General features: G+C 53.3%; 26 protein-coding genes, 1 tRNA gene and 2 pseudogenes. 12 read left to right on the top strand and 17 right to left on the bottom strand.

The annotated features are described in order from the left end of the window. Window positions 1-78: 78 nt before the first annotated feature. The 9 genes from dnaA (at window position 79) to ACTQ3V_RS00805 (ending at window position 9791) form a co-directional block, all read left to right on the top strand. The gene (gene dnaA, locus ACTQ3V_RS00845; protein ID WP_441465832.1) at window positions 79-1359 is read left to right on the top strand and encodes a chromosomal replication initiator protein DnaA; all 1281 of its coding nucleotides are present in this window, start codon (window positions 79-81) and stop codon (window positions 1357-1359) included. 229 nt (window positions 1360-1588) lie between these two features. Further along, the gene (dnaN, locus tag ACTQ3V_RS00840) at window positions 1589-2698 is read left to right on the top strand and encodes a DNA polymerase III subunit beta (RefSeq protein WP_441465831.1); all 1110 of its coding nucleotides are present in this window, start codon (window positions 1589-1591) and stop codon (window positions 2696-2698) included. Then, a complete protein-coding gene (gene yaaA / locus ACTQ3V_RS00835) occupies window positions 2691-2897 on the top strand; it encodes a S4 domain-containing protein YaaA (RefSeq protein WP_441465830.1) in 207 nt (68 codons plus the stop codon). Before dnaN ends, yaaA begins: the two co-directional genes overlap by 8 nt. Beyond that, window positions 2894-3994, top strand: coding sequence for a DNA replication/repair protein RecF (recF, locus tag ACTQ3V_RS00830; RefSeq protein WP_441465829.1), 1101 nt, complete (start codon window positions 2894-2896; stop codon window positions 3992-3994). Before yaaA ends, recF begins: the two co-directional genes overlap by 4 nt. 175 nt (window positions 3995-4169) lie before the next feature. Further along, window positions 4170-4430, top strand: a complete 261-nt coding sequence (gene remB, locus ACTQ3V_RS00825; RefSeq protein WP_441465828.1) for an extracellular matrix regulator RemB — start codon at window positions 4170-4172, stop codon at window positions 4428-4430. A 59-nt stretch (window positions 4431-4489) separates the two neighbouring features. After that, window positions 4490-6430, top strand: coding sequence for a DNA topoisomerase (ATP-hydrolyzing) subunit B (gene gyrB, locus ACTQ3V_RS00820; protein ID WP_441465827.1), 1941 nt, complete (start codon window positions 4490-4492; stop codon window positions 6428-6430). Between the two features lie 47 nt (window positions 6431-6477). Continuing rightward, the gene (gyrA, locus tag ACTQ3V_RS00815) at window positions 6478-9036 is read left to right on the top strand and encodes a DNA gyrase subunit A (protein WP_441465826.1); all 2559 of its coding nucleotides are present in this window, start codon (window positions 6478-6480) and stop codon (window positions 9034-9036) included. A 162-nt stretch (window positions 9037-9198) separates the two neighbouring features. Further along, window positions 9199-9585 carry a hypothetical protein gene (locus tag ACTQ3V_RS00810; RefSeq protein WP_441465825.1) on the top strand — a complete coding sequence of 129 codons (387 nt, stop codon included), beginning with the start codon at window positions 9199-9201 and terminating at the stop codon, window positions 9583-9585. Window positions 9586-9590: 5 nt separating this feature from the next. Further along, window positions 9591-9791: a helix-turn-helix transcriptional regulator gene (locus tag ACTQ3V_RS00805; RefSeq protein WP_441465824.1), complete on the top strand. Its 201-nt coding sequence runs from the start codon at window positions 9591-9593 to the stop codon at window positions 9789-9791. Window positions 9792-9857: 66 nt separating this feature from the next. Here ACTQ3V_RS00805 and rpsR read toward each other — a convergent pair whose 3' ends face one another. From rpsR to rpsF, 3 genes are read right to left on the bottom strand one after another with little or no spacing between them, the layout of a single operon-like run. Further along, window positions 9858-10130, bottom strand: coding sequence for a 30S ribosomal protein S18 (rpsR, locus tag ACTQ3V_RS00800; RefSeq protein ID WP_031473842.1), 273 nt, complete (start codon window positions 10128-10130; stop codon window positions 9858-9860). 21 nt (window positions 10131-10151) lie between these two features. Next, window positions 10152-10643: a single-stranded DNA-binding protein gene (locus ACTQ3V_RS00795; RefSeq protein ID WP_441465823.1), complete on the bottom strand. Its 492-nt coding sequence runs from the start codon at window positions 10641-10643 to the stop codon at window positions 10152-10154. Window positions 10644-10658: 15 nt separating this feature from the next. Then, window positions 10659-10955, bottom strand: coding sequence for a 30S ribosomal protein S6 (gene rpsF, locus ACTQ3V_RS00790; protein WP_441465822.1), 297 nt, complete (start codon window positions 10953-10955; stop codon window positions 10659-10661). A 182-nt stretch (window positions 10956-11137) separates the two neighbouring features. On the opposite strand from rpsF, the gene ACTQ3V_RS00785 reads away from it, so the two are divergent. After that, window positions 11138-11213, top strand: a tRNA-Thr gene (locus ACTQ3V_RS00785). A gap of 223 nt (window positions 11214-11436) precedes the next feature. On the opposite strand, the gene tnpC is transcribed toward ACTQ3V_RS00785, so the two are convergent. Beyond that, entirely contained in the window at window positions 11437-13035 is a 1599-nt protein-coding gene (gene tnpC, locus ACTQ3V_RS00780) for an IS66 family transposase (RefSeq protein WP_302668365.1), read from the bottom strand. A 19-nt stretch (window positions 13036-13054) separates the two neighbouring features. Beyond that, complete coding sequence (tnpB, locus tag ACTQ3V_RS00775) at window positions 13055-14104, bottom strand: IS66 family insertion sequence element accessory protein TnpB (RefSeq protein WP_441465821.1); 1050 nt, start codon at window positions 14102-14104, stop codon at window positions 13055-13057. 331 nt (window positions 14105-14435) lie between these two features. Here tnpB and ACTQ3V_RS00770 point away from each other — a divergent pair, with 331 nt between their 5' ends. After that, on the top strand, window positions 14436-14969 hold the full coding sequence (locus ACTQ3V_RS00770; protein ID WP_441465820.1) for a translation initiation factor 2: 534 nt from the start codon (window positions 14436-14438) through the stop codon (window positions 14967-14969). Between the two features lie 153 nt (window positions 14970-15122). Here the strand turns inward: ACTQ3V_RS00770 and ACTQ3V_RS00765 are convergent, their stop codons facing one another. The 3 genes and pseudogenes from ACTQ3V_RS00765 to metK form a co-directional block, all read right to left on the bottom strand. Continuing rightward, window positions 15123-15653: a hypothetical protein gene (locus tag ACTQ3V_RS00765; protein WP_441465819.1), complete on the bottom strand. Its 531-nt coding sequence runs from the start codon at window positions 15651-15653 to the stop codon at window positions 15123-15125. A gap of 8 nt (window positions 15654-15661) precedes the next feature. Then, window positions 15662-16405 carry a phosphoadenosine phosphosulfate reductase gene (locus ACTQ3V_RS00760; RefSeq protein WP_441465818.1) on the bottom strand — a complete coding sequence of 248 codons (744 nt, stop codon included), beginning with the start codon at window positions 16403-16405 and terminating at the stop codon, window positions 15662-15664. Then, window positions 16402-17319 (bottom strand): annotated as a pseudogene (gene metK, locus ACTQ3V_RS00755) (methionine adenosyltransferase); the annotation flags it as partial. The gene ACTQ3V_RS00760 and the pseudogene metK, both read right to left, overlap by 4 nt. A 125-nt stretch (window positions 17320-17444) precedes the next feature. Here metK and ACTQ3V_RS00750 point away from each other — a divergent pair. Further along, on the top strand, window positions 17445-17735 hold the full coding sequence (locus tag ACTQ3V_RS00750; protein ID WP_441465817.1) for a hypothetical protein: 291 nt from the start codon (window positions 17445-17447) through the stop codon (window positions 17733-17735). A gap of 224 nt (window positions 17736-17959) precedes the next feature. Here ACTQ3V_RS00750 and ACTQ3V_RS00745 read toward each other — a convergent pair whose 3' ends face one another. The 9 genes and pseudogenes from ACTQ3V_RS00745 to ACTQ3V_RS00705 form a co-directional block, all read right to left on the bottom strand. Beyond that, window positions 17960-18184, bottom strand: coding sequence for a DUF5348 domain-containing protein (locus ACTQ3V_RS00745; protein WP_002584988.1), 225 nt, complete (start codon window positions 18182-18184; stop codon window positions 17960-17962). Window positions 18185-18198: 14 nt separating this feature from the next. Continuing rightward, window positions 18199-19142 (bottom strand): annotated as a pseudogene (locus tag ACTQ3V_RS00740) (DUF6017 domain-containing protein). Window positions 19143-19328: 186 nt separating this feature from the next. Continuing rightward, window positions 19329-19691: a hypothetical protein gene (locus ACTQ3V_RS00735; RefSeq protein ID WP_002584990.1), complete on the bottom strand. Its 363-nt coding sequence runs from the start codon at window positions 19689-19691 to the stop codon at window positions 19329-19331. A 172-nt stretch (window positions 19692-19863) separates the two neighbouring features. After that, window positions 19864-20928 (bottom strand): ATP-dependent DNA helicase, encoded by a 1065-nt coding sequence (locus ACTQ3V_RS00730; RefSeq protein WP_441465816.1) that lies wholly within the window; start codon window positions 20926-20928, stop codon window positions 19864-19866. A gap of 425 nt (window positions 20929-21353) precedes the next feature. Further along, the gene (locus tag ACTQ3V_RS00725) at window positions 21354-21848 is read right to left on the bottom strand and encodes an Lrp/AsnC family transcriptional regulator (protein WP_441464598.1); all 495 of its coding nucleotides are present in this window, start codon (window positions 21846-21848) and stop codon (window positions 21354-21356) included. 244 nt (window positions 21849-22092) lie between these two features. After that, the gene (locus ACTQ3V_RS00720) at window positions 22093-22329 is read right to left on the bottom strand and encodes a hypothetical protein (RefSeq protein ID WP_118623837.1); all 237 of its coding nucleotides are present in this window, start codon (window positions 22327-22329) and stop codon (window positions 22093-22095) included. A 51-nt stretch (window positions 22330-22380) separates the two neighbouring features. Beyond that, entirely contained in the window at window positions 22381-22986 is a 606-nt protein-coding gene (locus ACTQ3V_RS00715; RefSeq protein ID WP_441465815.1) for an ImmA/IrrE family metallo-endopeptidase, read from the bottom strand. Beyond that, entirely contained in the window at window positions 22983-23381 is a 399-nt protein-coding gene (locus tag ACTQ3V_RS00710) for a helix-turn-helix domain-containing protein (protein WP_441363933.1), read from the bottom strand. Before ACTQ3V_RS00710 ends, ACTQ3V_RS00715 begins: the two co-directional genes overlap by 4 nt. Window positions 23382-23504: 123 nt before the next feature. Further along, window positions 23505-24464, bottom strand: coding sequence for a helix-turn-helix transcriptional regulator (locus ACTQ3V_RS00705; protein ID WP_441363934.1), 960 nt, complete (start codon window positions 24462-24464; stop codon window positions 23505-23507). Between the last annotated feature and the right edge of the window lie 73 nt (window positions 24465-24537).

Raw genomic sequence — 24537 nt, 5'->3', positions numbered from 1 at the left:
AACCCTTGCTGTTGAAACTGCCCGAAACTTGTGATATTATATTATTATCTATGTACTTATATCGACAGGAGGCGCCCCATGGCTAATAATATATTGGAAATGGCGCTCGAACGCCTTGAACGCGATTTCCCGCCGTCCAGCCTTTCCGCCTGGTTCGACGATGCAACGGTTGTTTCTTTTACGGACAACCGTTTGATTTTGCATTCTCCGGTCCAGTTCAAAAAAGAGTTTATCGACCAGAAATTCATCGAGCCGCTGCAAAACGCGCTGTATGAGCTGACCGGCGACCCGACAACCGTCGTGGTTGTGACCGGCGAGTACACTGCGTCTACCACCAGCTCTTCCCCCTATGATGATTACACGTTTGAACGGTTCATCGTCGGTTCGAGCAACAAATTTGCACACGCGGCAGCGCTCGCGGTCGCGCAGCGTCCGGCAGCGGAAAATAACCCGCTTTTCATTTATGGTAACTCTGGACTGGGCAAAACCCACCTGATGTACGCGATTGCAAATGTTTTGCGCCGCACGCATCCGGAGTTTCGCATCATCTATGTCAAGGGCGAGGACTTTACCAACGAACTGATCACCGCCATTCAGGAAGGCAATGTGCAGACCTTCCGCAACAAATACCGCATGGTCGACCTGTTGCTATTGGACGACGTGCAGTTTATTGCAGGTAAAGAGCGCACGCAAGAAGAGTTTTTCCATACCTTCAACGCGCTGTACGAAGCGAAAAAGCAGATTGTACTGACCTCGGACCGGCCGCCCAAGGAAATCAACACTCTGGAAGACCGCATGAAAACCCGTTTTGAATGGGGTCTGCTGGCCGATATTCAGCCGCCCGACTTTGAAACCCGTATCGCTATCATCCGTGACAAAGCGGTCAAGATGGGTGTAGTTCTACCGGACGACGTTTCCGTCTACATTGCTGAAAATATTCAGGCCAACATCCGGCAGCTGGAAGGCGCAGTCAAAAAAATCAAAGCCATGCACGAGCTGATGGGCGAACGCATCACGGTTACGCTGGCGGAAAACGCAATCGACGCCCTGCGTATCGAAAACCCCGGGCTTAATCCCACGCCCGAACGCATCATGGAGGCCGTCGCCAACTATTTCTATATCCCTGTCGAGCAAATGATTTCACAAAACCGCTCCAAGGACGTCGCCTATCCGCGCCAGATGGCCATGTATATGATCCGTCAGGAGCTGGAATACTCCTTCCCCGATATCGCCAAAATCTTCAAGCGCGATCATACAACAGTCATGCACGCCTGCAACAAAATCGAGGAGGAACGAAAGAACTCCAGAGAGACTGAAGAGGTCATCAAAAAGCTGCACAACAACATCCGCGGGGAATAAAAATCTATCCACATATCCCTGTGGATTCCACAAGACTTGTCCTGTGGATAAAAAAGCCGGCTGTGGAAGCTGTGGAGCGCGCAGAATTCATCCACATCCTTCTGTGTACGACATTTCCCGCACCACGTCTGGCTTTGCACTGTTTTTCCCCAATTTCCCCAGCCTCTACTACTACGATAAAATCCTATCCTGTTTTTTCTTACGATTTCCAAAGAAAGAGGAACGTCCGATGAAATTCTCCTGTGAAAAAGAAACCCTGCTCGGTCTGATCGGTACTGCCTCCCGTGCGGTTACAGGCAAAAGCTCCATGCCATTGCTCGAAGGACTTTTAGTTACCGCAGAAACCGATTCGCTCACTTTGACCGGCTATGACCTTTCCATGGGTATTCGCACCACTGCCCAAGCCGATATTGTCGAGCCCGGCAGCATTGTGCTTAACGCCAAGCTGTTTTATGACATTGTTCGCAAGCTGCCGCAGGATGTCGTCTATCTGGAAACCGATGACAAACTGCTGACCACCATCAAATGCGGCCGCGCCGTATTTAATCTGGTCGCGACCGAAGCCGACGAATACCCGGCTTTGGCCGAGGTTTCCGCCGACACTGGCTTTTCCCTGCCGCAGTCCATGCTCAAAAGCATGATTGCCCAGACCATTTTCTCGGTATCCGACAACGAATCCAAACCTATCCACACGGGCTGTTTATTTGAACTGGAAAGCAACCGTTTGAATGTTGTCGCGGTCGACGGATATCGACTGTCCGTGCGCCGCGAAACGGTGGAAGGCATTTCCGGGGACATGAAATTCGTTGTGCCCGGCCCATCGCTGCGTGAAATCGAACGTATTTTAACCGAAGAGGACGGCGATGTGGAGATTTTCCCCGACCGAAAGAATATTTTGTTCCGCATCGGCGGCACCACGCTCATCACCCGTCTGATTGACGGCGAATTTCTCAATTACCGCGCGGCAATCCCGTCAGAATTTGAATATGTCGTTACGGCCGACCGGCATGAGATGATCACCTGTATTGAGCGCGTCTCCCTGATCGTCTCCGAAAAGCTGAAAAACCCGGTCAGATTCCATTTTGACGGCTCCTATGTGCAGATGTCGTGCATCACGGCCGTCGGCAAAAGCTATGACGAATGTGCGTTTGAAGGCACGATTGACGATTTGGAAATCGGCTTTAACAATCGCTATATTCTAGACGCGCTTCGCGCCGCCGGCGACGAAACCGTAAAGATTCAGCTTAAAGGCTCGCTCAATCCGATTGTCGTCTCTCCGCTGGAAGGCGATAAATACACTTATCTGGTGCTGCCGGTGAGGTTAAAGGCCAATGACTGAAATCAAAATCCAAACAGAATTCATTAAATTGGATGCACTGTTAAAATTTGCTAATTTAGTTAGCTCGGGCGGAGAAGCGAAAATCCGTATCGCGGAGGGAGAAGTGCTGGTAAACGGCGAGAGCTGCACCATGCGTGGCAAAAAACTGCGTCCGGGCGACTCTGTGACGCTGGACGGGGAAACCGTCAAAATCGTATGAATATCCGTTCGCTGGAGCTGGAACAGTTCCGCAATTATGCGCATGCGCGATTTGTATTTGACCCTGCCGTCAACCTGATTTGCGGCGAAAACGGACAGGGCAAAACCAATCTGCTTGAAGCCGCCGCCGCCTGCTCCACCATGCGCTTATTCCGCACCGCGCAGAAAAAAGAAGGGCTGCGCTTCGGTGAGGATCACGCGCGGATTATAACCGATTTTCAGGCGCAAAGACGGGATTTTACACTTGAGCTGCGTCTTTCGCGCATGAAATCCATGGAAATTTACAAAAACGGCGTGCGACAGAAGCGCCAGTCGGATGCGCAAGGCATTCTGAAAACCGTTCTGTTTTGCTCGGAGGATCTGATGCTGGTGCGGCAGGGCGCGGGCGCGAGGCGACGCTTTCTGGATACCGCGCTGTGCCAGCTGCGTCCATACTATGCGCGCTATCTGGAGGAATATAACCGCTTGCATGAGCACAAAACGCGTATCCTGCGTGACAGCGAGGAAAAACCCTCGCTTTTGTCCATGTGGGAGGATTTTTCGCTGCGCATGGCGCACATTGGCGCGCAGATTATCCGTTACCGCGCGTATTACTGCAAAAAACTGCTTGAAGCAGCAGCGGCTGTTTATGCCGACATCGCGCCGCAGGAGACGCTTTCAGGCGAATATCAAACCGTCTCATCGGTCACCGACCCTTTTGCGTCCGCAAAGCAAATCGAGCAGGAGCTTATCGATCACGTTTTGCGCCATAAGCAGGCTGAAATCGCGGCGCGAAGCTGCCTTTCCGGCCCGCATAAGGATGATTTGGTGCTGCTGCTCGATGGACGCAGCGCGGCGTCCTACGGCTCACAGGGACAGGTGCGCACCTGTACGCTGTCTTTAAAGCTTGCCGAGCGCGAGCTGTTTTTCGGGGAGGACGGTGAGTATCCGGTTTTACTGCTGGACGATGTGCTTTCCGAGCTGGACCGCCGGCGGCAGGACTTTGTTTTAAACCGCATTTCCGCCGGTCAGGTGATGATTACCTGCTGTGAGGACGGCATTTCGGATAAGCTGCGCGCAGGCGCGGTTTTCCAAATACAAAATGGTAAAATCATTTGAGTTTTTCCGTCTATTCGGTACACAAAACCTGAAAAAAGTGGTATAATTAGAATAGAATACAGCCCGAGGGACAGACCGGCGGACGATATTTCGCGCGGTGGCTGCATATTTCTGCGCAAGGTCGTTCCACGGTCTGTTATTGTGTCCATTTTGTGGGAAAACAGGAGGATTTTCCATGTATCTGCATTTGGGACAGGACTATATTGTGCCGCTGCAAAGCGTGGTTGCCGTGTTCGATATGGACACCGCCACCGCATCCAAACGAACCGTTCGATTGGTGGAGCGATTACAGGATGAGGGACGCATCATCGAGCTGTATGAAGACCTGCCGCGCGCAGGGGTGCTATGTGAAAATGCGCTGGGTGAAACGCTGTATTTAACCAGCTTGTCGCCGCAGGCCTTGCAGCGCCGCGCGGAAAAGGCATACGCAATATAAGCGCATAAAAGCGCATACAATTATCGTTACCGCAATTTCTGGAAAGGAAATTAAATCATATGAGTGAAGAAATGGAAATCAAGGACGAAGTGCTCGACCTGAAGGTCACCGACACCTATGACGAAAGTCAAATTCAGGTGCTCGAAGGACTGGAAGCGGTGCGCAAACGTCCGGGCATGTATATCGGCTCGACCTCGGCGCGCGGCCTGCACCATCTGGTGTATGAGATTGTCGACAACTCAATCGACGAAGCGCTGGCGGGCTACTGCACCCATATTGAGGTGACGATTGAAAAGGGCGAGGTCATTCGCGTAGCGGATAACGGCCGCGGTATTCCCTGCGGCATCCATCCGCAAATGGGCATCCCGACGCTGGAGGTCGTTTTGACCGTGCTGCACGCGGGCGGTAAGTTCGATGGTTCGGGCTATAAGGTGTCCGGCGGCCTGCACGGCGTTGGCTCGTCGGTCGTAAACGCCCTGTCCGACTGGCTGGAGGCCGAAGTGCGCGACGGCCATACCAAGCATTACATGCGCTTTGAGCGCGGCGTGACGCAGGTAAAAATGCGCGACACGCCTTGCGAAAGCGAAACCGGTACGACCATTCGTTTCCATGCCGACCCGGAAATCTTCGAGACGACGGTTTACGATTTCGACGTGCTGGAAAAGCGGCTGCGTGAGCAGGCGTTTTTGAACGCCGGTCTTAAAATCACGCTGCGCGACGAGCGTGACGATGAGCCGGTCGAGGAGGTCATGCACTACGAGGGCGGTATCCGTCAGTTTGTGCAGCACCTCAACCGCGCGAAAAATCCGCTGCACGAGCAGGTCATTTACATGGAAGGCAGCCGCGATACCTCGATGGCAGAGGTTGCCATGCAGTACACCGACAGCTACAACGAGCTGTTGCTGTCCTTTGCCAATAACATCAATACGACCGAGGGCGGCACGCACGAGACCGGCTTCAAAGCCGCGCTTACCCGCGTGCTGAACGAATACGGCCGCAAATACAAGCTGCTCAAAGATGACGAGTCCTTTAAGGGCGAGGACGCGCGCGAGGGCCTGACCGCGATTATCTCGGTCAAGTTGCAGGAAGCGCAATTTGAGGGCCAGACCAAAACCAAGCTGGGCAACAGCGATATGCGTACCCTGGTCGACGCGATGGTGTCTGAAAAGCTGATGACCTTCTTTGAGGAAAACCCGCAGGTCGCGCGTACGATTATCGATAAGGCACAGACCGCCGCCCGCGCCCGCGAAGCCGCCAAAAAGGCGCGCGAGATGACGCGGCGCAAGTCCGCACTTGACTCGGCCTCCCTGCCCGGCAAGCTGGCTGACTGCATTGAAAAGGACCCGACCTATACCGAAATCTACATCGTCGAGGGTGATTCCGCGGGCGGTTCGGCCAAGGAAGGCCGCGACCGGCGGCATCAGGCGATTCTGCCGCTCTGGGGTAAGATGCTTAACGTTGAAAAGGCACGTCTCGACCGCGTATACGGCAACGACAAGCTTACCCCGATGATTACCGCATTCGGCGCGGGCTTTGGCGACGATTTTGATTTGTCCAAGCTGCGTTACGGAAAAATCATTTTGATGGCCGATGCCGACGTCGACGGCAGCCATATCCGTACCCTGCTGCTGACATTCTTTTTCCGCTTTATGCGGCCGCTTATCGAGCATGGACATGTGTTTATCGCGCAGCCGCCGCTTTTCAAGAACGAAAAGGGCAAGGATGTACGCTATACCTATACCGACGAACAGCAGCGCGCCTGCCTTGATGAAATGGGAGAAGGCGTGCGCGTGCAGCGATACAAAGGTCTGGGCGAGATGGACCCGCAGCAATTGTGGGAGACCACCATGGACCCGGCAAACCGCACGCTGCTGCAGGTAACGATGGAGGATGCGGCGGCAGCCGACGAAACCTTCGCGCTGCTGATGGGTGAAAAGGTCGAGCCGCGGCGCGAATTTATTGAGAAAAACGCCAAGTATGTTATGAATCTGGACGTCTGATGCGCGGACGGCATGTATAATAACGCCAACAATTCCGGAGGCAAAGAATGAGTCAAGAATACGAACAGCAAAAAATATTGCAGGTCGATCTCGAAAAAGAGATGAAAAAGAGCTACATCGACTATGCGATGAGCGTCATTGTCGGCCGCGCGCTGCCCGATGTGCGCGACGGCTTAAAGCCTGTACACCGCCGTATCCTGTACGCGATGTACGAGGACGGCCTGACCTCGGATAAGCCCTACCGCAAGTCCGCTACGACCGTCGGTAATGTGCTCGGCCGCTATCATCCGCACGGTGACGCATCGGTATACGACGCTTTGGTGCGCATGGCGCAGCCGTTTTCGCTGCACTATCCGCTGATTGACGGTCACGGCAACTTCGGTTCGGTCGACGGCGACCCCCCGGCAGCTTACCGTTATACCGAGGCCCGCATGGCCAAGATTTCCAACTACATGCTGGCCGATATCAAGAAAAATACGGTCGACTTCGGTCCGAACTTTGACGAAGAACTCAAAGAACCGCTTGTATTGCCCTCCCGCTTTCCCAATCTGCTGGTGAACGGATCGTCGGGTATCGCGGTCGGCATGGCCACCAATATCCCGCCGCACAACCTGACCGAGGTGATCGACGGCATCTGCCATGTCATCGACCATCCGGAAGCCGAAATGGACGAGATATGCCAGTTTATCAAAGGGCCGGACTTCCCGACCGGTGGCGTCATCATGGGCCGCAGCGGTATCCGCGCGGCGTATGCGACCGGCCGCGGCAAAATCAAGGTACGTGCCAAGACCGAGATTGTCGACCTGCCAAATGGCAAGAGCCAGATTCTGATTACCGAAATTCCCTACATGGTCAACAAGGCGCGTCTGGTCGAGTCCATGGCGAACCTCGTCAAGGACAAGCGCGTCGACGGTATCACCAACATTCAGGACCATTCCTCGCGCGAGGGCATGCAGATTGTGGTCGACATCCGACGCGACGCGAACGCGCAGGTGATTCTCAACCAGCTGTTTACCTATACCCAGCTTGAGGATACCATCTCGATGATTCACATTGCGCTCGTGCCGTCGGGCGCAGCGGGTAAGCTGCAGCCGCGTGTGCTCACGCTGCGGCAGATCATCGACCAGTATGTCGTCTTCCAGAAAGACGTTGTCGAGCGCCGCACACGCTTTGATTTAAAAAAAGCGCAAGACCGTGCGCATATCCTGGAAGGTCTCAAGGTGGCGACCGATAACATCGACCGCATTATCGCCATCATCCGCGCATCCAAAAACGAAGCGGAAGCCAAGGTAAACCTGATGGCTGAGCCGTTCTGGATTGACCAGATTGCGCTGCTCGGCATCGTAGACGGCTCAGAACACTTCGAGTTTCACCTCGACGAGCCGCAGGCGCAGGCGATTGTCGATATGCGTCTGGGCCGTCTGTCTGGTCTGGAGCAGGAGAAAATCAACGACGAATATAACGAACTGGAGGGAAAAATTGCTTCGTTCGAGGAAATTTTGTCGTGCGACGCGAATATTCTCGCGGTCGTTAAAGCGGAATTGCAGGAGATCAAGCAGAAATACGGCGATGAACGCCACACCGAGATTGCCAATGTCGCGGATGAAATCGATATTGAGGATTTGATTGAGGAGCAGCAGTGTGCTTACACGCTGACTCATTTCGGCTATATCAAACGTCAGCCAACTTCGGTTTACCGTGCACAGCGACGTGGCGGTCGCGGCATTTCCGCGATGAGCACGCGCGAAGAGGACTTCGCCAAGGATATTTTCACCGCGTCGACGCATGATACCATTTTGTTCTTCTCCAACCGCGGTAAGGTATACAAGCTCAAGGGCTATCAGATTCCCGAAACCGGCCGCTCGGCAAAGGGAATGAACATTGTAAACCTTCTGGAGCTGGAAAGCGATGAGAAAATCACCGCGATGTTCGCTATCAAGGAATTTGCCGACGATAAATTCCTGTTCTTTGTCACCCGTCAGGGCGTTGCCAAGCGCGTGGTGCTGTCCGATTTGCAGAACATCCGCCGCGCAGGTCTGCGCGCGCTCAATCTCAATGAGGATGACGCGCTGGTTGACGTGCGTCTGACCGACGGTGAGCAGAATATCCTGATTGCAACGCATGAAGGACGCGCGATTTGCTTTGACGAGAACGAAGTACGCGCGATGGGCCGCACGGCGACCGGTGTGCGCGGCATCCGCCTGAGCGAAGGCGACTATGTTGTGGGCGCGGCGCGGGCACGCAAGGGTGCGTATGTGCTGTCAATTACCGAGAACGGCTATGGTAAGCGTACGCCTGTTGAGGAGTTTACCATCCATCACCGTGGCGGCAGCGGTATGACACTGCATAATCTGACCGCAAAGACCGGTCTGGTGGCTGGCATTGCGGTCGTAGACAGCGATAATGATGTGATGATCATTACGGATGATGGTGTTATCATTCGTACAGGCTGTGAGGAAATCCGCGAATGTGGCAGAGGCAGCCAGGGTGTTATCGTGATGCGCACAAGCGAGGACGTAAAGGTAATCTCGATTGCCCGCACCGACAAACAGGAAGAGGACGAGGCTACCGAGGACGGCGAATCGACCGAGACAACGGAAGAATAAGTAAAAAGGACGCACAAAAGTGCGTCCTTTTTTTGTTTCCCTTACCCGATGCAAAAAATTATCCACAATACTGTGGAAAAAGAAATGGAGATTGACAATGTATATACTGTGTGATATATTTATCACACAGAGATACAAATATATCACATATGGGAGGGATATATGATGACGTTAACTCGTGCAAAGATGCTCCATGCCGGCGTATGGGGCGTGCTTGTTGTCTTGTGGGTGTTTGCCAAAAACTACGGCCCGATCAAAGCACAGCCGTGGCAGGGAATCTTGATTGCACTGTGCATGGTGCTGCTGATCGGTCTGGTGCTGCTGGAAATCGGTGTAGGTGTAGAAAAGCCGGACGAGCGCGCACACATCAACGGCTATAAAGCCAATTCCCTGCTGTTTAATATCATCAACGGTGCACTGCTGTTGTATATCATTTTCGGTGAAGAAATGCCGCTTACCATTCCCTATGAATACGCATTGTTGCTGATGGGGCTACTCAACGTTTTTCAGGATGTGGCGTTTTTGTATTATGAACGCCGCTCGGCATGACCGTTATGCTGAAAACACGAATCAAAGAGCTGCGCGCCGCGCGCGGCATGGATCAGGCGCAGCTGGCGGAGCTGGTCGGCGTGCGGCGTGAAACAATCGGACGGCTGGAAAACGGACAGTATAATCCGTCGCTCAAGCTCGCAATGGACATAGCAAAGGTATTCGGCCTGACGGTCGAGGAGGTTTTTATCTTTACCGATGAATGAGCAAAAAAATACCGCTTTTCTGATGAAAAGCGGTATTTGTGTATCCTTTTATGATGAGAAAAATGATTACTCCGCAGTATAGGGCAGCAGAGCAATGTGACGGGCGCGCTTGATCGCCTCGGTCAGCTGGCGCTGATGATGCGCGCAGGTACCAGTCATACGGCGGGGCAGGATCTTGCCGCGCTCGGACATATACTTGCGCAGCTTGCCGGCATCCTTATAATCAACGTGCTCGACTTTATCAACACAGAAAGCGCAAACCTTACGGCGGCGACGGCCGCGCTGCGGGCGCTCTGCACGCTCCGGACGGGGCGTGAATTCCTTCTTGGTTTCTTCCATTGTCGCGTAACCTCCTTCAGTTTAGAATGGGACATCGCCGTCGTCATCGGCCAGCTCCTGAAAATCCGAATCGCTTGCGGGCAAATCGAATGCCGGAGTCACCTGAGACGCGGCAGGCTCGGGCCGCATCTGCGATCCGTTATCATAGCCGCCATAACCGCCGCCGGCATAACCGACGTTTGCTTCGCGGGACTTTTTAGTCTCGCCGAAGGAAACTTCATCGCAGTTTACTTCGATTGCAGTACGGTTGTTGCCGTTCTGGTCCGTCCAACGACGGGACTGAATACGGCCGACTACGATTGCCATTGCACCTTTGGTAAACCACTGTGATACGAACTCTGCCTGACGACCCCATGCGACACAGTCGATGAAGTCGGTCTGGCGTTCGCCGTTCTGATCTTTGCGGCCACGATCGATCGCAAGAGAGAACGAACACACAGCCATATTGGATTGCGTATGGCGCAGCTCGGGATCGCGGGTCAAACGACCCATCAGAATAGCCTTGTTGAGCATTGGTCGTTCACCGCCTTAGTCGTCCAGGCAGACGATCAGGGAACGCATGATGCCGTCCGTAATCTTGTAGATACGGTCCAGCTCAGCCGGGAACTCCGGCTTGGACTCAAAACGAATCAGAGTGTAGATACCCTCGTTCTGGTCTTCGATCGGGTACGCCAGACGACGCTTGCCCCAATCTTCCACTTCCACGTTCGTGCCGTTCGCCTCGACGAGAGACTTGAACTTGTCCACAACAGCGGTAGCCGCTGCCTCTTCCAGCGTGGGGTTGACAATGAAGATTGTCTCGTACTTGCCAGAAATCTTTGCCATTTTCTTAGCACCTCCTTTTGGACTTTTGGCCCATATCCTTTGATATGAGCAAGGATACTTTACTATTATAGCGGATAGCCAGAAAAAGTCAAGGAAAATATCAAAAAAAGATTGACGAAAGCAAAAAAACATGATATACTATCAAGGCTGACATACAGAAGCACAGTCAGTCAATTAAGATTGCTTGCGTGGCTCAGTTGGTAGAGCAGCGCATTCGTAATGCGCAGGTCGCCGGTTCGAGTCCGGCCGCAAGCTCCAAAATATGTTGATGAAAGATGCAGCACCGAAAACACCGCACGAAAGTGCGGTGTTTTCGCATATTTAACGCCGTTTTCTGTGGCAAAAAGTTCGAAAAAACGCTTTTTTCGGAAAATCAGTTTTTCCACGCGAGAGGCGACATTTCAGAGATGCATGTAAGCGTAAAATAGAGGAGGACACCTCAGGAAAGAGCAAGACTGCCATTTTTCACAAATGGCAGCCTTTATCTGCATATAGACTGGGCCGTTTCCTCCCATGGGAGGCAAGCTTCCGGGGAATAGCCGTGAGGGAGTCGTTCCAGTAGGAAGTTTAAATAGTGGAAAGGCCGCAGGCCATTCGCTTTGGCCGTCTCAACAATGGAATAGATCGTTGCACTGGCATTGGCGCCATGAGGTGTGTTGCAGAACAACCAGTTTTTTCTTCCAATGGCAAAGGGACGTACCGCACGCTCCGCCCGGTTATTAGACAGCTCCAGCCGTCCGTCCAGAAATATATTCATCAGCCAGTCCCGTTGATTCAGGGCATAAGTCAACGCCGTACCAAACATACTTTTTGGTACGGGATTTTTCTCCTGTTCCTCTCTCACCCAGGCGAAAAATTCTTCTGCCACCGTTCTGGAGCGTTCCATCCGGGCGAAAAATCTTTCCTGAAAAGAAAGTCCCTGTTTTGCGTAATCTTCTTCCAGATGGAACAGCTTATTGCAGTACTCCAGACCGACCAGAGCTGGAGAGCGTGCCCGGATATCTTTCGGAAGCGTTTTCAACGCATCCGTGAATTTTCGTCTCATATGTGCCCAGCAGCCCGCAACTGTGATCTCCTGCGGCAATTTGCAGTGGTATGCCTCATACCCATCTGTATGTAGCAGCCCAGTGAAGCCCTGCAGAAAATTGCTTGCACACACACCGGAGCGGCTGGGCTGGTAATCGTACAGCACCACTGGGCTTACCGCATCGCCGGATGTCCGATATACCCACACATAACTCTTTTGCCTGGCCTGCCTGCCATCCTCCCGCAGCACAGTCAACGTGGTCTCGTCCGCGTGGAGGATCTCACTCTTCAGCAGCTCCTGGTGCAGAGCATGAAAAAGGCTGGGGAAATAATGCTGATACGCATAGATGATCCAATTGGACATGGTTTGCCGGGAAATCGACAGCCCCCTCCGCTGCAGCTCCTGTTCCTGCCGGTAAAGGGGAAGGGCCAACGTATACTTGCTGTTCATAATATGGGCCAACAGGCTTGGTGAAGCCACCCCGCTTCCAGGAATCAGTGGGGCGGGAACCTCGCTTTTCCGCAGAAAGACATGGTCGCTGTTCCTTTCACAGCACCTGCACGCATATACCGTCTGTACATGTTCCACCACTTTATATTGCGCGGGAACATAGGCCAGTTCCCGGCGCAGCACCTCATGACCGCAGGCATGCAGTTTCCCGCCGCACTCCAAACAGACCTGTTCGGCTTCCGGCAGTTCATGGATGACTTGTTCCACGGGAAGGCCAGAAAAATCCAGTTCCCGTTTTCCTTTCTGCTTCCTCCGCTTATATGTGACCTGCTCCAGTTCTGGTTCCGGCATCTTTGCACATGACTCCGATTCCGCCTCCTGGAACAGCGACACCTGTTCCAGGATCGCCTGTGTCTGTTCGCTGGACGCACCAAAACGCTGCCCTCGCGCAAGCCGAAGCTGCTGTGTCAGCCAGTCGATCTGCCGATGCAGGAATGCGATTTCATCTTCTTTTTTATCCAGCAGCGCGCGCCACTCCGCTGGGCTTCTCTCTTTTGTTTTCATACTTAAATTATAGCAAAAAAGTGCCGTGATTTCAATCATCACAGCACTTTTCTGCTTTTTAGATATCTTTCTTATGGGACTTGAACGGCACAATAGATCGACTCAGAAGATATGTAAACTCTTTCTCGCTGATCTCGACCACACGGCCAGACTCTCCTTTCGGCCAGGGGTATGTGCCGCTCTGGGCCCGCCGTTTCCCCTGTTGAAAGCTCTGACCATCCCATTCAATATATTTCAGCATACTGCCCGTTCCGTCACGGAACACATACACGCTTCCATCGTATGGATCACACCGCAAATGATAGCGGATGATCGCGGTCAATCCATCCAGGCCGGTGTACATGCTGGTCGTTCCGCATACAAGACGGACTCGCTTCCCACGCACACCGCTTTTGTTCGCTCTGGCGGCCTGTGTCAGCTTTTCCAGCCATAGCTGGGTATCTGCGGCACTGATCCGGTGGCTGCCTTTGTGAAACCCCCGCAAAGCGTACCGGCCTGCTGCCGCACATTCCCGGCTGCAATAGGTCCGCTCCACCCCAATGGTGGTGGCGATCGGCCGGCCGCACCACTGGCAGGTCCCTTCCACATGTGTCTGGTCCATCGCCAACAGGTAACAAAACCGGCTGCAATATTTCTGGCCTTTTTGCTTCCCTGGCAGCGGTGCTCCACAGGTCGCACATGTCTCCGCCGGTTCTTCTATACTGGGATTCGCTTTGTGATACGCCGCCCACCATTCGATCCTACACGGGTCACTGCAGAACCGCCGTTGTTTCCCTGTTCCCCATTCTGCCTGAAACTCTTTCCCGCAGTTGGGACAGATCGCTTTTGTTTGTTCTCTTGCCTGCCGTCGTTCCATGACCTTACGAGCATGATATTTGACCCGGCATTGGTCACTGCAAAACCGCCTCCGCCGTCCCCGTTCTCCACTCTGCTCCACGATATCTCCACAACCTGGGCAGATATCTACTGGCACATCATAATGCCGCTTGGCGTTATGATATTTGTGCCGACATGCGTCACAGCAAAATTTCTGCCGCGTGATATGACACGTTGGCTCAAACGGCTGCCCGCAGTTCAGGCACTGCAAAATTCGCTTTTCCTCACTCATGACCTCTCTGCCCCCTGTCTTTTTACTCCCATCTTACCACAGGGGGAAAGGTCCTCCTCTATTTTACGCTTACGGAGATGCAAAAGGCCATTTTCGTGATGTGGGGTGATTCGAACCTCTGAGCAAAGAGAAAACAGCGAGAGAAGCCCCCGCTGGTAGTTCAAATCGAACTGCCAACGGGGGCTTCTCTCTTTTTATTACATTATTACATAGCTGTTTCAGTTGGTGGTATTGCTTGCTTTGTCCTTGGTTCCTTGGTGGTCTTGGTAATAGCTTTCTGACATGGTTTTGGATATACTTGCGTTGCAAAACGAGGAAAGGAGAGCAGACCATGGCAGACAAGAAAAACCTATGCGCTCAAATCGACATCGCCCTGCACAACCGGGTAACAGAAGAAAAAGACCGCCTGGAGATGACCACCAGCCAGTACATCGCAGCACTGCTCACTGAATACTACAAGATGAAAGATGAGAATGGAGGAATCAACATGACAGGCAGCAGAACGATGGCATTCCAGATCCCCGAGGAACTCTTCCAGCGCATCAAGACCCACCTGGCCAGAGAAACGGCTCGGACCGGCGTAAAGCTCACCCAGCGGGACTTCGTCCTGGGCCTGATCGAGCAGGCGCTGGCGGAAGCCGAAGCCAGCCTGGCCCCACAGGAGGCCCCTGAGAGCACCGAGGAAGCCTCGGAGGACAACGGAGCCGCCGGTACCACCCCAGACGCCAGCGAGGCCAGCACGGAGGCGGAGAGACACAGCGGACATCGAACAATAACACAAGGAGTCAAAGCAAGGGGCCGGAGGACACATCTCAAGCAGATGCGTCCTCCGGCCCCTTTTTTGTTTTTCCTAGAAGGGGGGTGAACATGATACAAACGTCAGAAAAAACTCGTTTTACAGAGGCTGAAATGGCCACTGTCCGAGACACGGACCTTCCAGATCTGCTGATCTCCCTGGGCTACCAGGTGAAGCGGATCGGCAGGTACTACACCACGCAGGAGATGGACAGCATCCGGATCAAGGACAGACGTACCTGGTTCCGCTATCGTTGCGGATTTCCTCACCGCTGATCACCAATGCGCTGCCTGTCAGACGCACATCCCCGGATACTTTGCCATAGACCGCGCAGTGGCCGGACAGAATGGGAACGCCCATGGTATCCTTGTCATTGAGGATCATGGAAAACCCGGAGGCCCTGGCAGAGGCGCTGAGCACAGCGCCGCGTATATAGGCATTGTCCTCTACCCGCGCATGGCCGGAAAGGACAGCGCCCATAGAGATATAAGCGTTGTCGCAGACGACCGCCTCTCCGCGCAGAACAGCCCCCTTGTCAACATAGGCGTCATTACAGGCAATGGCATCGTCAAAAATCCATGCGGTATCGTTCGGCTCAAAGGAAAGGTTGCTCTCGCTCTCCACGAAGCCACCTAAATCACCGGCGCTGACCTCCGCACTCACATCTCGGAGCGCCCGGATACGATGAAGGAAGGGATACCTTTCGTGTGAGATCTCCGTGATTTCATATTTCTGATTGCTCGTTGTTGTCATCTCCTTTTTTATGCAGCATTTTGGAACAGACTCTCCTGCGCATCTTCCAAACGAAACTCCGCGTCAATGTCGGAGAAGGTCTCGCTGCGATTGAATTTCTCGCTTACCTTGTTGGGTAAGGCCTGCAGCTCCAACATCCGTTCCCACAGGTTCGGGTGGTAATCATAGAGATGGCGCAGTTCTTTTCTTTTGGCGTTAGGGCAGAACCAACAGCCCCCGCGGGTTGTAAATGTGTAGACAGGCGAAAGCAGCCCTGCCCGCTGGCAGAGCTGCTTTGCATCTTCCTCTGTGCAGTTGTACTTGTCCAGTAAGGAGACCCGGTTCCCGGCCAATCGAAGCAGCCGTTCCTGCTCGTCCTTGGCGATCCCAATATACTGAACTGTGTCGGGCGGCAGCGTTTTTTGGTATCGCAGGATCGGTTTCAGCTTGCAATCTCTCTGAACAGCACACCGTCCGCAGATGGGAAAAGAACGCAGAAGGCCCTTCTTGGGACCGCGGGTGATTTTGCCTGTGAAGAGATCCACATATGTTTTCTCACTGCGCAGGACGGTTACCTTCACACCCCTGCGTTCTAAAGCCGGAATGGCGGTGGTGTAGACAAAATCTCGGTGTTCCGGCACCTCACCGGAGATCTCCTTGTCGAACATGACCTCACAGTATACTGCCTCATCCAGAGGCTCCCCATGTTCCAGAGCCAGTAATATGGTGGCAAGGCTGTCCTTACCAAAGGAACAGGAGGCAACATGTTTCAACGGTCCGACACACCTGCTTCCTTGATGCGACAGGCGTTGCACAGTACCTCCACTTTGTCCATCTGCTCCCAGGGAGCGTTCGGATGGGTAAAGTGGCCATAGTTGCAGAGCTGAGCGAAGATGGGCTTGTCCAGTCCGAGGGTGTGACGCATCCCGGCGGGGGTCAGGTCAAAGACCGCCTGGACGGCCTGTTCCAGCACATCATCCCGGTATTCGCCGGTCCCATCGGTGTCCACGTTGACCGCCACGGGTTCAGCCTTGCCAATGGCATAGGCCAGAGTGACGGTACAGCGATCCGCCAGACCGGCAGATACAATGTTTTTTGCAATATAGCGGGCCATGTAGGCTCCGCTGCGGTCCACCTTGGTGGCATCTTTCCCAGACAGCGCGCCGCCGCCGTGAGGGGCCAGTCCGCCATAGGTATCCACCATCAGCTTGCGGCCCGTGAGGCCGGTATCCGCCTCAAATCCGCCATAGATAAACCGCCCCGATGGATTGATCAGGACCTCCGTTTCCCCATCGGGCGGCAGCTCCTGCAGTGCGGGCTGGATCACATGGTCCATGAGTTCCTCCCGCAGCTGGTCCAGATCTTTCTCCGGGTCATGCTGGCAGGACAGAACCACCGCTGCAAGACGCATGGGGATATCGAAGTTGTACTCCACAGACACCTGCGCCTTGCCGTCCGGACGCAGGCCCTGGATCATCCCGGTTTTTCTGGCGTTGGTCAGCAGCCGGGTGAGCCGGTGGGCCAGGATGACCGGCAGAGGAAGATAGGATTCTGTCTCATCACAGGCAAAGCCATACATGATCCCCTGGTCGCCAGCCCCGGTCTGGACTCCTTCCCGCACAGCGTGAGCAATATCGTCGCTCTGATCGTGGGTGATGACCTCGATCTCATAGTCCAGCCCAGTGTACTCTTGTCCATGAGGCCAGTCATCAGATCCTCAAAATGCTTTTTCCAAAAGAATATGCCCCAGGTATAAACCATCGACATGTCTATTGCTGTACAGATTCCTCCATACGGTATGGCGGGAGACAAGTGGACTGGGAAGAATGGCGTGTTAATATGCTGACAGCTGCCATATTAATGCCGCTGGATCTATTGGTGAAACAGATGGAAGCAGTGGGATTGTACTCCAAAATCCGTATGTTAAACCGTGTATTTGCGCCCAAAGAGTACCAGGCATTTGCAACAGTAGCAGAAAACCTGGAGGTATCCAAAGCTGCCCTCTCCATCCGACTAAAGCAGCTTGGACTTTTGACACGGAATGATTTGAAAGATCCGTATGCTCTTGTCCGTATTGAGCCGGACGAGAAAGAACTGTTTTGAACTGGAGGGAATCTTTCTTATGCCACGATACAATATCAGAACCGAAAATCCAGTCCGTTATGCCCAAGTTAAGGCGGAGCAGGATAGGCTCCGGGCGGAGTGCGCCAGGAGCAGCAGCATAACGCTGGCCCGCCTGTGTCCCTATTGCGACCATAAGATTGAAATCCTGTCCCGTGGGACCCACGGCTAGGGTGGTACGCCGCTGCGGTAGCCGCCCATAAGCTTTAGATACGGACGCGCAAGCCGTTCAAATCCTCGGCGCGGATACCCACAAGGTACCATTCCTGCGCCGCGCTCATTTCAATGCGGGTCGGCTTCCATTTGCCGCCTGTGAATACGTCGAAACACTCTCCGCAATGCAAGCCGCCGTAATAGTCGGCAATGTCAAAGCGAATGTCGTAGCGGTCGGTCTGTTCGTCAAAAATCAAAGCTCCTGTTTTCTGTGCCATGTGGTAATCCTCCTTTAGATTTTGCCTGTCGCCATGTCGTGAGCGACAAGGGCGGTATAGTAGCTGTCAATGGTATTCGGCGCATTGAACAGCACCGCTTTAAGGTACTGTTTGATGTTGCGGATTTTGGTGGTATTCTCTTTCATGCAGTCAAAGACAAATTCAATGTGACTGCTGTTGAGCTTCATAAACTTTGCCTTGACAAGCTCTGCCGGGTAATCGTCCCCGGCGATACGGATTGTCTTTCTCTTGCTGCATACCGTTTCAAGGATAATCGAAACAATTTCGTCCAGACGGTCTTTGTCTACCTGCCCGTAGCGTACAAAATGGTCGTACTCGATATTGTCCTTGATGATTTCCTCATAAACGCTGTATGCGTCTGTCGCTTCCTTTCGTTTCCGTTCCGGCGGCTCTGCCGCTTCCCCGTCGTAAGGCAAGGGATTTAGGGAATGGATAGGAATGGAATCGGTACTTGATAAATCTATATTTGATTTTTCTTTTTTGGTAAGTTAGTCTTTTGTATATCTTTATTTAATTGCGTTGGATTTTCCAACGTAGGTTTTTTCTGCGTAGGTTTTTCCAACGTTGGATTATCCAATGTTGGATTTTCCAATGTAGGTAAATCCGATACAGGCGGGGTCTGCGGCTGCTCAAAAATCACATAATCTGCGCCGCGCAAGCGTCCTTTCTCGTCGCGTTCCCTTGAACGCACGATATACCCGGCGCGTTCCAGTTCCTTAACGGCTTCCCGGATAGCGTCGATTTTCTCCCGGTTGATAAAGGACAGCCCCGCAAGGGTGTAGTCCCAATCCTCTGGCAAGGACAGCATTTGCGATAACAGCCCTTTTGCCTTTAGGGATAGCTCCTTATTGCGTAAGTGGTGGTTGCTCATAACCGTATAGCCCTTGTTGCGCTCCACTCTGAAAACTGCCATAGCTTCATCACTCCTTTGCTGCATACCTGTTACGCAATAGAAACGCGATTTTGAGGGTTTAGGTATCAATCCCTTATCCGCTGAAAACCGCGTCCGCAAAGCCGCGTAAATCAAGGGCTTTTTCATGCCTACTGCGTAACAAAGGGCATGAAAAAAGCGGCGTTCCTGTTCTTCCTTGTGGGAAGTGAGAAACGCCGCCTGTGCGGTGCGTTATTCTGCTTCTTCGGCTATGAGGTCTTGTATGACTTCGCCAAAGTCTGCCGTAAAGGAAAAAATGAAGTATTCCAAAACGGCGGGGTCTGCGTCCATAGGCTCGGCTTCCTCGGAAAAGGGCAAGCCCATAAGCCCATAGAGCATTTTTATGATTTTGAACAGCTTCCCCCGGTCGGCGGGGGTGTTCATGGTAACAAGTACGTCGGTCAAGCGGTTTACGGTTTCCATGTCGCCGCCTGTCGTTACCCATACCATTTCTGCGAATGGCTGCGTGATTGCTCCGGTTACAAGGTTTACCTTATCCTTGCTGATTTCGCCGGACGGGAGTATAATACCCTTGTCTAAAAGTACGTTTTTCATGTCGTCCTCCTATAATTTGTGGTGCCAAAATGGTGCCCGGTCTTACAAAATCATCTTATACGGAGATATGGCAAGATAAATGACGATATGCAGAAAACCTTGATTTTAAGCCATTTTCGCGAGGTTTTATAAACACTTGCGCGGGCTTATAAGAAGATTTCCGTCTATCAAATCAATAAAAAATCATATCTGTCTGGGGACTGGTGAACAGCTTGACCGCGTCCAGTACCGTATTCAGCTGGCAGCTTCCCAGCGGGGAGAGCACGCTGCCGATCTGCCGCTGGATGATGGGCAATGTGCGGGATGGTGCGGTCAGCAATCGCAAACAGGCTTCCACCGGCTCCGCTTCCTCTCTGGACTGTGCCAGCTTGCACAGCAAAGGGCCGGTGCTGTCCTCCAGCATTTCTGCCGCCAGTAAGTACCGTTCCTCTTTTAGCTGAAGGATAAGGTTTCGTATCTCTTCGGCCGCCAACGTCACACCCAGCATCTGCTGTGCGGTCTCCGGGAGCTTATGGGCTTCATCCACGATGATGATGCCGTGCTCCGGGAAGATGGGGCGTTTTCCCTCGCTGTGGTGGATGGCGTCTGCCACCAGCAGATTATGATTGCAGATTTGAAACAGGAATTGACCTTTGTCACAGGTCTTGAGAAACCGCTGATAGCGGCAGTCCCTCTGCTTGCAGTCGCAGACCTGCGGTACGCAGACACGCTCCCGGTCATAGCCGCTGAGATGGGAAACGCCGTCCATGTCCAGCGTTTCCTTAAGAGTTCGGAGCGCTGCCAGCGCTTCCGGATTTTTCTTTGCAGGATATACCTGACGCAGCCGCCTGTCCAATCGCTCATCGCAGACATAATGGCTTTTGCCTTTGCGGATGACCGCTTTCAGTGGCTTGGTAAGAATCCCGTCCGCCATTAGGACACAGGACAGCAGCGGCAGATACTCCGTCAGCACCGCATTTTGCAGCGCGATACTGGAAGTGGAAATGATAATGGGGCGGACGATCTGCCCTGTTGGAAAAGCCGACGCTGCCGTGGCAGCCGCCAGATAGGCGTAGGTCTTGCCGATGCCCGTCCCGGCATCGCACAGGGCGATCCTCCCGCCCTGCATGGCGTCCAGCATCCGGTGACTCAATTGGATCTGCTCCGGGCGCTGTGTCATACCGTGGGCGGGAAGAAGATCCTGAAAAATATGGTCGATCAGTTTATGGGCTTTCAGCCTGTTATCGTTGGTATTCATCCGATAATTTCCTCTTTTCTGTCATGCTTTGTTTTCGTTTCCACCGTATTTGCAGCGCGCGCCCCGGTGAGAAAAGGGAACAATACGGACAAGGTCCGGCAAGACCTTCACGGGCGTATTTCCGGGATCTCTACTGCTTTCAATCCCGGAGCAGCCCAGCCTCTTCATGCTGGCCAGTGCATTGTGTCTCATTATCTGCCCGAACAGCGTCTCTGCGGGCGGCGCTGCCAACGCCGCCCCCGCGCAGGTAAAATCGCTCGCCACGAGAAGCTGCAAGGCTTCCCGTGGGTCGTGGCGCACACTGCGCGGATCGCTCTTCTGTCCGGGTGGTTATCCGTATTGCTGGTATGCAATTTTCAAGGAACAGCGAGGGGCGATTCGGAGCCCCTCACTGTCCTCCCGAAAATTGCGTTCGGTGAATACCTTTATTTCGAGGAATTTTCAAAAAACTTTTTGAGATCCCGCAGGATACGGTCTCTCCGCTTGATGACCGCCCGCTGGCTGACGCCCATTCTTTGGGCGTATTCCCGTGTAGACGCGCCGTCGAAGAACAGAGCGTTGATGAGTTCCCGGTCGGTATCCTTTAGTGACAGCAGCGCCAGCAAAAGGATCTGCTTCTGTTCTGCCAAATCCCGGAATTCCTCACGCTCCAGTGCCTCCGTTTCAGCACTGGGGGCCGTTTCCGCTCCGACATAGTCCGGCAAAAGCGCATCTTCCGCCATCTGCTCCAGAGAGAGCAGTTTTCCGGAGGACTGTTCCTCCATGATATAGCGTTCCCTGCGGTCTGCCTGAGAGTAGGCCAGATACACATCTTCCGGCACCACTACATCCATGCCGTCTACAGTGATGATATTGGTGATGACTTCGCCAGCCTCGTTTCGAACGCGCCGGTAGTTGCGTTCTTCCTGCCATTTTTTCATGATTCATGACTCCAATCTCAGATTTTTTTTGAAATGTCTGAGATGGGGTCACGGATATTTAGCGATATAGGGTTGCCAGCGTCTGCGCATTGTGTGCCTTTCCGCTTTTCAGCCAAAGAAAGGCGCAAAAAAGAGCCTTACACATAGCTGAAAAGCTACTTGTAAGGCTCCTAACTCAATGTTCCCATATTCGACGATGGGTGGCTGGTGCGCTTGACGAAGTCATATCAATTGGATTTTTAATTTATGCCTGAACATATCCCATAAAGGGGATGGGCGTGTGGATCAGGGGGTGAGCATCCGGTGTCAGCACCGTGATGCCGATCTGTTCGCCGCACTTGGGGCATTTGGCGATCAGGTCAGGGTGTTCCGCTCTGTGCAGCGCAAACAGCCTGTACTGAGACTGCTCCGCACCGCTGGGGATATCCGCGATACGGCCCTTGCCGCACAGCGGACAGCGCAGGGAATTGGTTTTTGACATAGCGCCTCGCTTTCTCTGTTCTCTTTTTTGAGAACAGCACATGAAAATTTTTTACAGCAGGTTATGGTTCTCCAACCGAATGCGCATGGCCTGCTTGGATACCTGAAAGATACCTGCCATATCCGTCACCAGCTGTTGATTTGTCCGTCCGGAGCGCAGCTGATAGAAGCAGCGCTTGACCTGCGGCAGCGGCAGCAGAAGGATAGAGCCCAGCAGGTTCGCCTGCACTTCCAATGTGTTGTCGCTCTCATCGCCGGAACGGAGCGCCGCGTTTTCGCCGGTCCCACTGAACTGTTTCTTATGGAGCAGCCAGTGCCCCAGCTCATGGGCGCAGGTAAAGCGCAGCCGCCCGGTAGATGCTTCCTCTTCGCAGAGAGAGCAGTCGATGAGGATGGTGCTGCCCTTGACGGGAAGAAGGTCATAGCGGTGGTTTTCCCGGTCATAGATCGCTGTGAGACCGTCGTCAAAGATGGTCTCGCCCAAAACCCGCCCATTATTCCGCAGATACTGATACTCCAGCACCAGCCCCTGTGCCTCGATGATGTCCTCAATGGGAATGGCTGTGGGAGGGCCGTAATAAAGTCTGAGGTCATAGGCGGTGATCACATCGCGGGCGATCCGCTCCAGCGCCTGTTCGCGGTAATATGCTTTTTTCATGCGTCTATTTCACCGCCCTCTTTGGATTTCTTTGCGCGCTGGGTGATCCGGTCGATAAATTCCTGCCACTCCTGGTCTGTGGCGTCTGCCTCCTTTGCCGTGCGGAGTGCGGCCCGGACGATCTCCCGATCCATGATGTAGTCCGGCAGGTCTGCGGATACCCGGTTATTCTGGGACTTGGCGGCAAGATCCAGCATCTGCTCGGTGTCCACCTTGCTCAGATGCAGTTCCTGCTCCAACCGTTCCAAATATGCGCGCGTCGGCGCCGGTCTGCGGTCGTTCTCAATGTTGCTCAGATAGACCGGCGACAAGTCCAGCTTTGCCGCCAGCGTGCGCAGGGACAATCCGATAGATTGCCGTTTCTCCCGAATGAAGCTGCCGAATGTCTGTTCCAAGTAACTCACCTCCTATCCGTGTTCTCTTCTCTGGAAACACTGTAGCCTCAGTATAGCAAACATTCGTTCGATTTGCAAGACATGAAAAAGATGGTGTTCCCCACAGGGAACACCATCCAGAAATTATTTCAGCCACGCTGCCATATCCCGCATTTCCTCCAACACCGTTAACGGGCTAATGATGCGGATCTTTCCTCCAAAAGTAAAGATCCAGCTGAAAAACGGAGGGCTTGGCGCGACCTCGACTGTGGCACGGAAATGCTGTTCATCTGCAGTTTCCTTCCGCACATTTTCACCGAAGCGGTCGATGACGCTGCGCATGACCTCATTATCGCACAGCAGCTCTACGGTACAGAGGTCGTCCGGGTACATCCCAAACACCTTGCGGACATACTCCGCCGGATCAAAGTCCGGTGTCTGGACTGCCGCCTGTTCCAGCGGTTCGACTGCCGTCATGCGGTCCACCCGAAATTGTGCAATCTTTCCGTGCTTTTCCGACCAGCCTACGGCATAGTAGCAGTCCCGATTCCAGATCATGGCGTAGGGGCTGAACCGATACTTGTATCCATCATGCTTGAGTATCTTTTCCTTTTTAGGCGTGTACTCAAAATACTGGAAGGTGATTTGCTGTTTCTTCTGGACGGCGTTGTGGATGGTATCCACATTGTAGTAGATGCTCTCATTCTCCGGCTTTGGAGTGCCGCCCATGTAAATGCGGCGGTTCAACTGCTCCGCCTGCGCTGTGCTGGTGAGATGGCCCAGCTTCTTGATGAGGGCGGTACTCTTTTTCTCCGTGATAAACCGGGAGGATTCCACCGCGTCCACCAGCAGTTTCAGCTCCGGCAGCTCGAAGAGCCTCTGGCCCACAAAGTATCTATTCTGACTGCTTTTGACGCAGACGATATCCATCCCGACATTCTGCAGCAGTTCGATGTCAGTGTAAACACTCTTGCGTCCGGCCTGAATGCCGTGCTGCTGCCAGAATGCGAGAATGTCTGTGACCGAGACCGGATGCTGTTCATCTGTATGCTGATGTAGGTATTGCCAGAGAAGCAGCAGTGCCTGCTGTGATTCGTTCTTCATGTGGTGGCTCCTTTGCTCTCTTTCCCCAAATTTCAGTCTCGACAGCGGTAAGAGAATAGCGGTCGCATTATAC

The sequence above is a fragment of the Candidatus Agathobaculum pullicola genome (assembly GCF_052117205.1).
GTDB classification, from domain to species: Bacteria; Bacillota; Clostridia; order Oscillospirales; family Butyricicoccaceae; genus Agathobaculum; species Agathobaculum pullicola.
This window is presented reverse-complemented; position numbering and strand designations above follow the sequence as displayed.

Bases quoted from the DNA above. Each gene is read 5' to 3' on its own strand.
- ACTQ3V_RS00720 (WP_118623837.1), bottom strand. From the start codon at position 22,329: ATGTCAAAAACCAATTCCCTGCGCTGTCCGCTGTGCGGCAAGGGCCGT.
- ACTQ3V_RS00730 (WP_441465816.1), bottom strand. From the start codon at position 20,928: ATGAATACCAACGATAACAGGCTGAAAGCCCATAAACTGATCGACCAT.
- ACTQ3V_RS00765 (WP_441465819.1), bottom strand. From the start codon at position 15,653: ATGACAACAACGAGCAATCAGAAATATGAAATCACGGAGATCTCACAC.
- yaaA (WP_441465830.1), top strand. From the start codon at position 2,691: ATGACTGAAATCAAAATCCAAACAGAATTCATTAAATTGGATGCACTG.
- ACTQ3V_RS00745 (WP_002584988.1), bottom strand. From the start codon at position 18,184: ATGGCACAGAAAACAGGAGCTTTGATTTTTGACGAACAGACCGACCGC.
- ACTQ3V_RS00810 (WP_441465825.1), top strand. From the start codon at position 9,199: ATGATGACGTTAACTCGTGCAAAGATGCTCCATGCCGGCGTATGGGGC.
- recF (WP_441465829.1), top strand. From the start codon at position 2,894: ATGAATATCCGTTCGCTGGAGCTGGAACAGTTCCGCAATTATGCGCAT.
- ACTQ3V_RS00805 (WP_441465824.1), top strand. From the start codon at position 9,591: ATGCTGAAAACACGAATCAAAGAGCTGCGCGCCGCGCGCGGCATGGAT.
- ACTQ3V_RS00770 (WP_441465820.1), top strand. From the start codon at position 14,436: ATGGCAGACAAGAAAAACCTATGCGCTCAAATCGACATCGCCCTGCAC.
- ACTQ3V_RS00795 (WP_441465823.1), bottom strand. From the start codon at position 10,643: ATGCTCAACAAGGCTATTCTGATGGGTCGTTTGACCCGCGATCCCGAG.
- ACTQ3V_RS00705 (WP_441363934.1), bottom strand. From the start codon at position 24,464: ATGAAGAACGAATCACAGCAGGCACTGCTGCTTCTCTGGCAATACCTA.
- remB (WP_441465828.1), top strand. From the start codon at position 4,170: ATGTATCTGCATTTGGGACAGGACTATATTGTGCCGCTGCAAAGCGTG.
- tnpC (WP_302668365.1), bottom strand. From the start codon at position 13,035: ATGATTGAAATCACGGCACTTTTTTGCTATAATTTAAGTATGAAAACA.
- dnaA (WP_441465832.1), top strand. From the start codon at position 79: ATGGCTAATAATATATTGGAAATGGCGCTCGAACGCCTTGAACGCGAT.
- tnpB (WP_441465821.1), bottom strand. From the start codon at position 14,104: ATGAGTGAGGAAAAGCGAATTTTGCAGTGCCTGAACTGCGGGCAGCCG.
- gyrB (WP_441465827.1), top strand. From the start codon at position 4,490: ATGAGTGAAGAAATGGAAATCAAGGACGAAGTGCTCGACCTGAAGGTC.
- rpsF (WP_441465822.1), bottom strand. From the start codon at position 10,955: ATGGCAAAGATTTCTGGCAAGTACGAGACAATCTTCATTGTCAACCCC.
- gyrA (WP_441465826.1), top strand. From the start codon at position 6,478: ATGAGTCAAGAATACGAACAGCAAAAAATATTGCAGGTCGATCTCGAA.
- dnaN (WP_441465831.1), top strand. From the start codon at position 1,589: ATGAAATTCTCCTGTGAAAAAGAAACCCTGCTCGGTCTGATCGGTACT.
- rpsR (WP_031473842.1), bottom strand. From the start codon at position 10,130: ATGGAAGAAACCAAGAAGGAATTCACGCCCCGTCCGGAGCGTGCAGAG.
- ACTQ3V_RS00735 (WP_002584990.1), bottom strand. From the start codon at position 19,691: ATGAAAAACGTACTTTTAGACAAGGGTATTATACTCCCGTCCGGCGAA.
- ACTQ3V_RS00725 (WP_441464598.1), bottom strand. From the start codon at position 21,848: ATGAAAAAATGGCAGGAAGAACGCAACTACCGGCGCGTTCGAAACGAG.
- ACTQ3V_RS00715 (WP_441465815.1), bottom strand. From the start codon at position 22,986: ATGAAAAAAGCATATTACCGCGAACAGGCGCTGGAGCGGATCGCCCGC.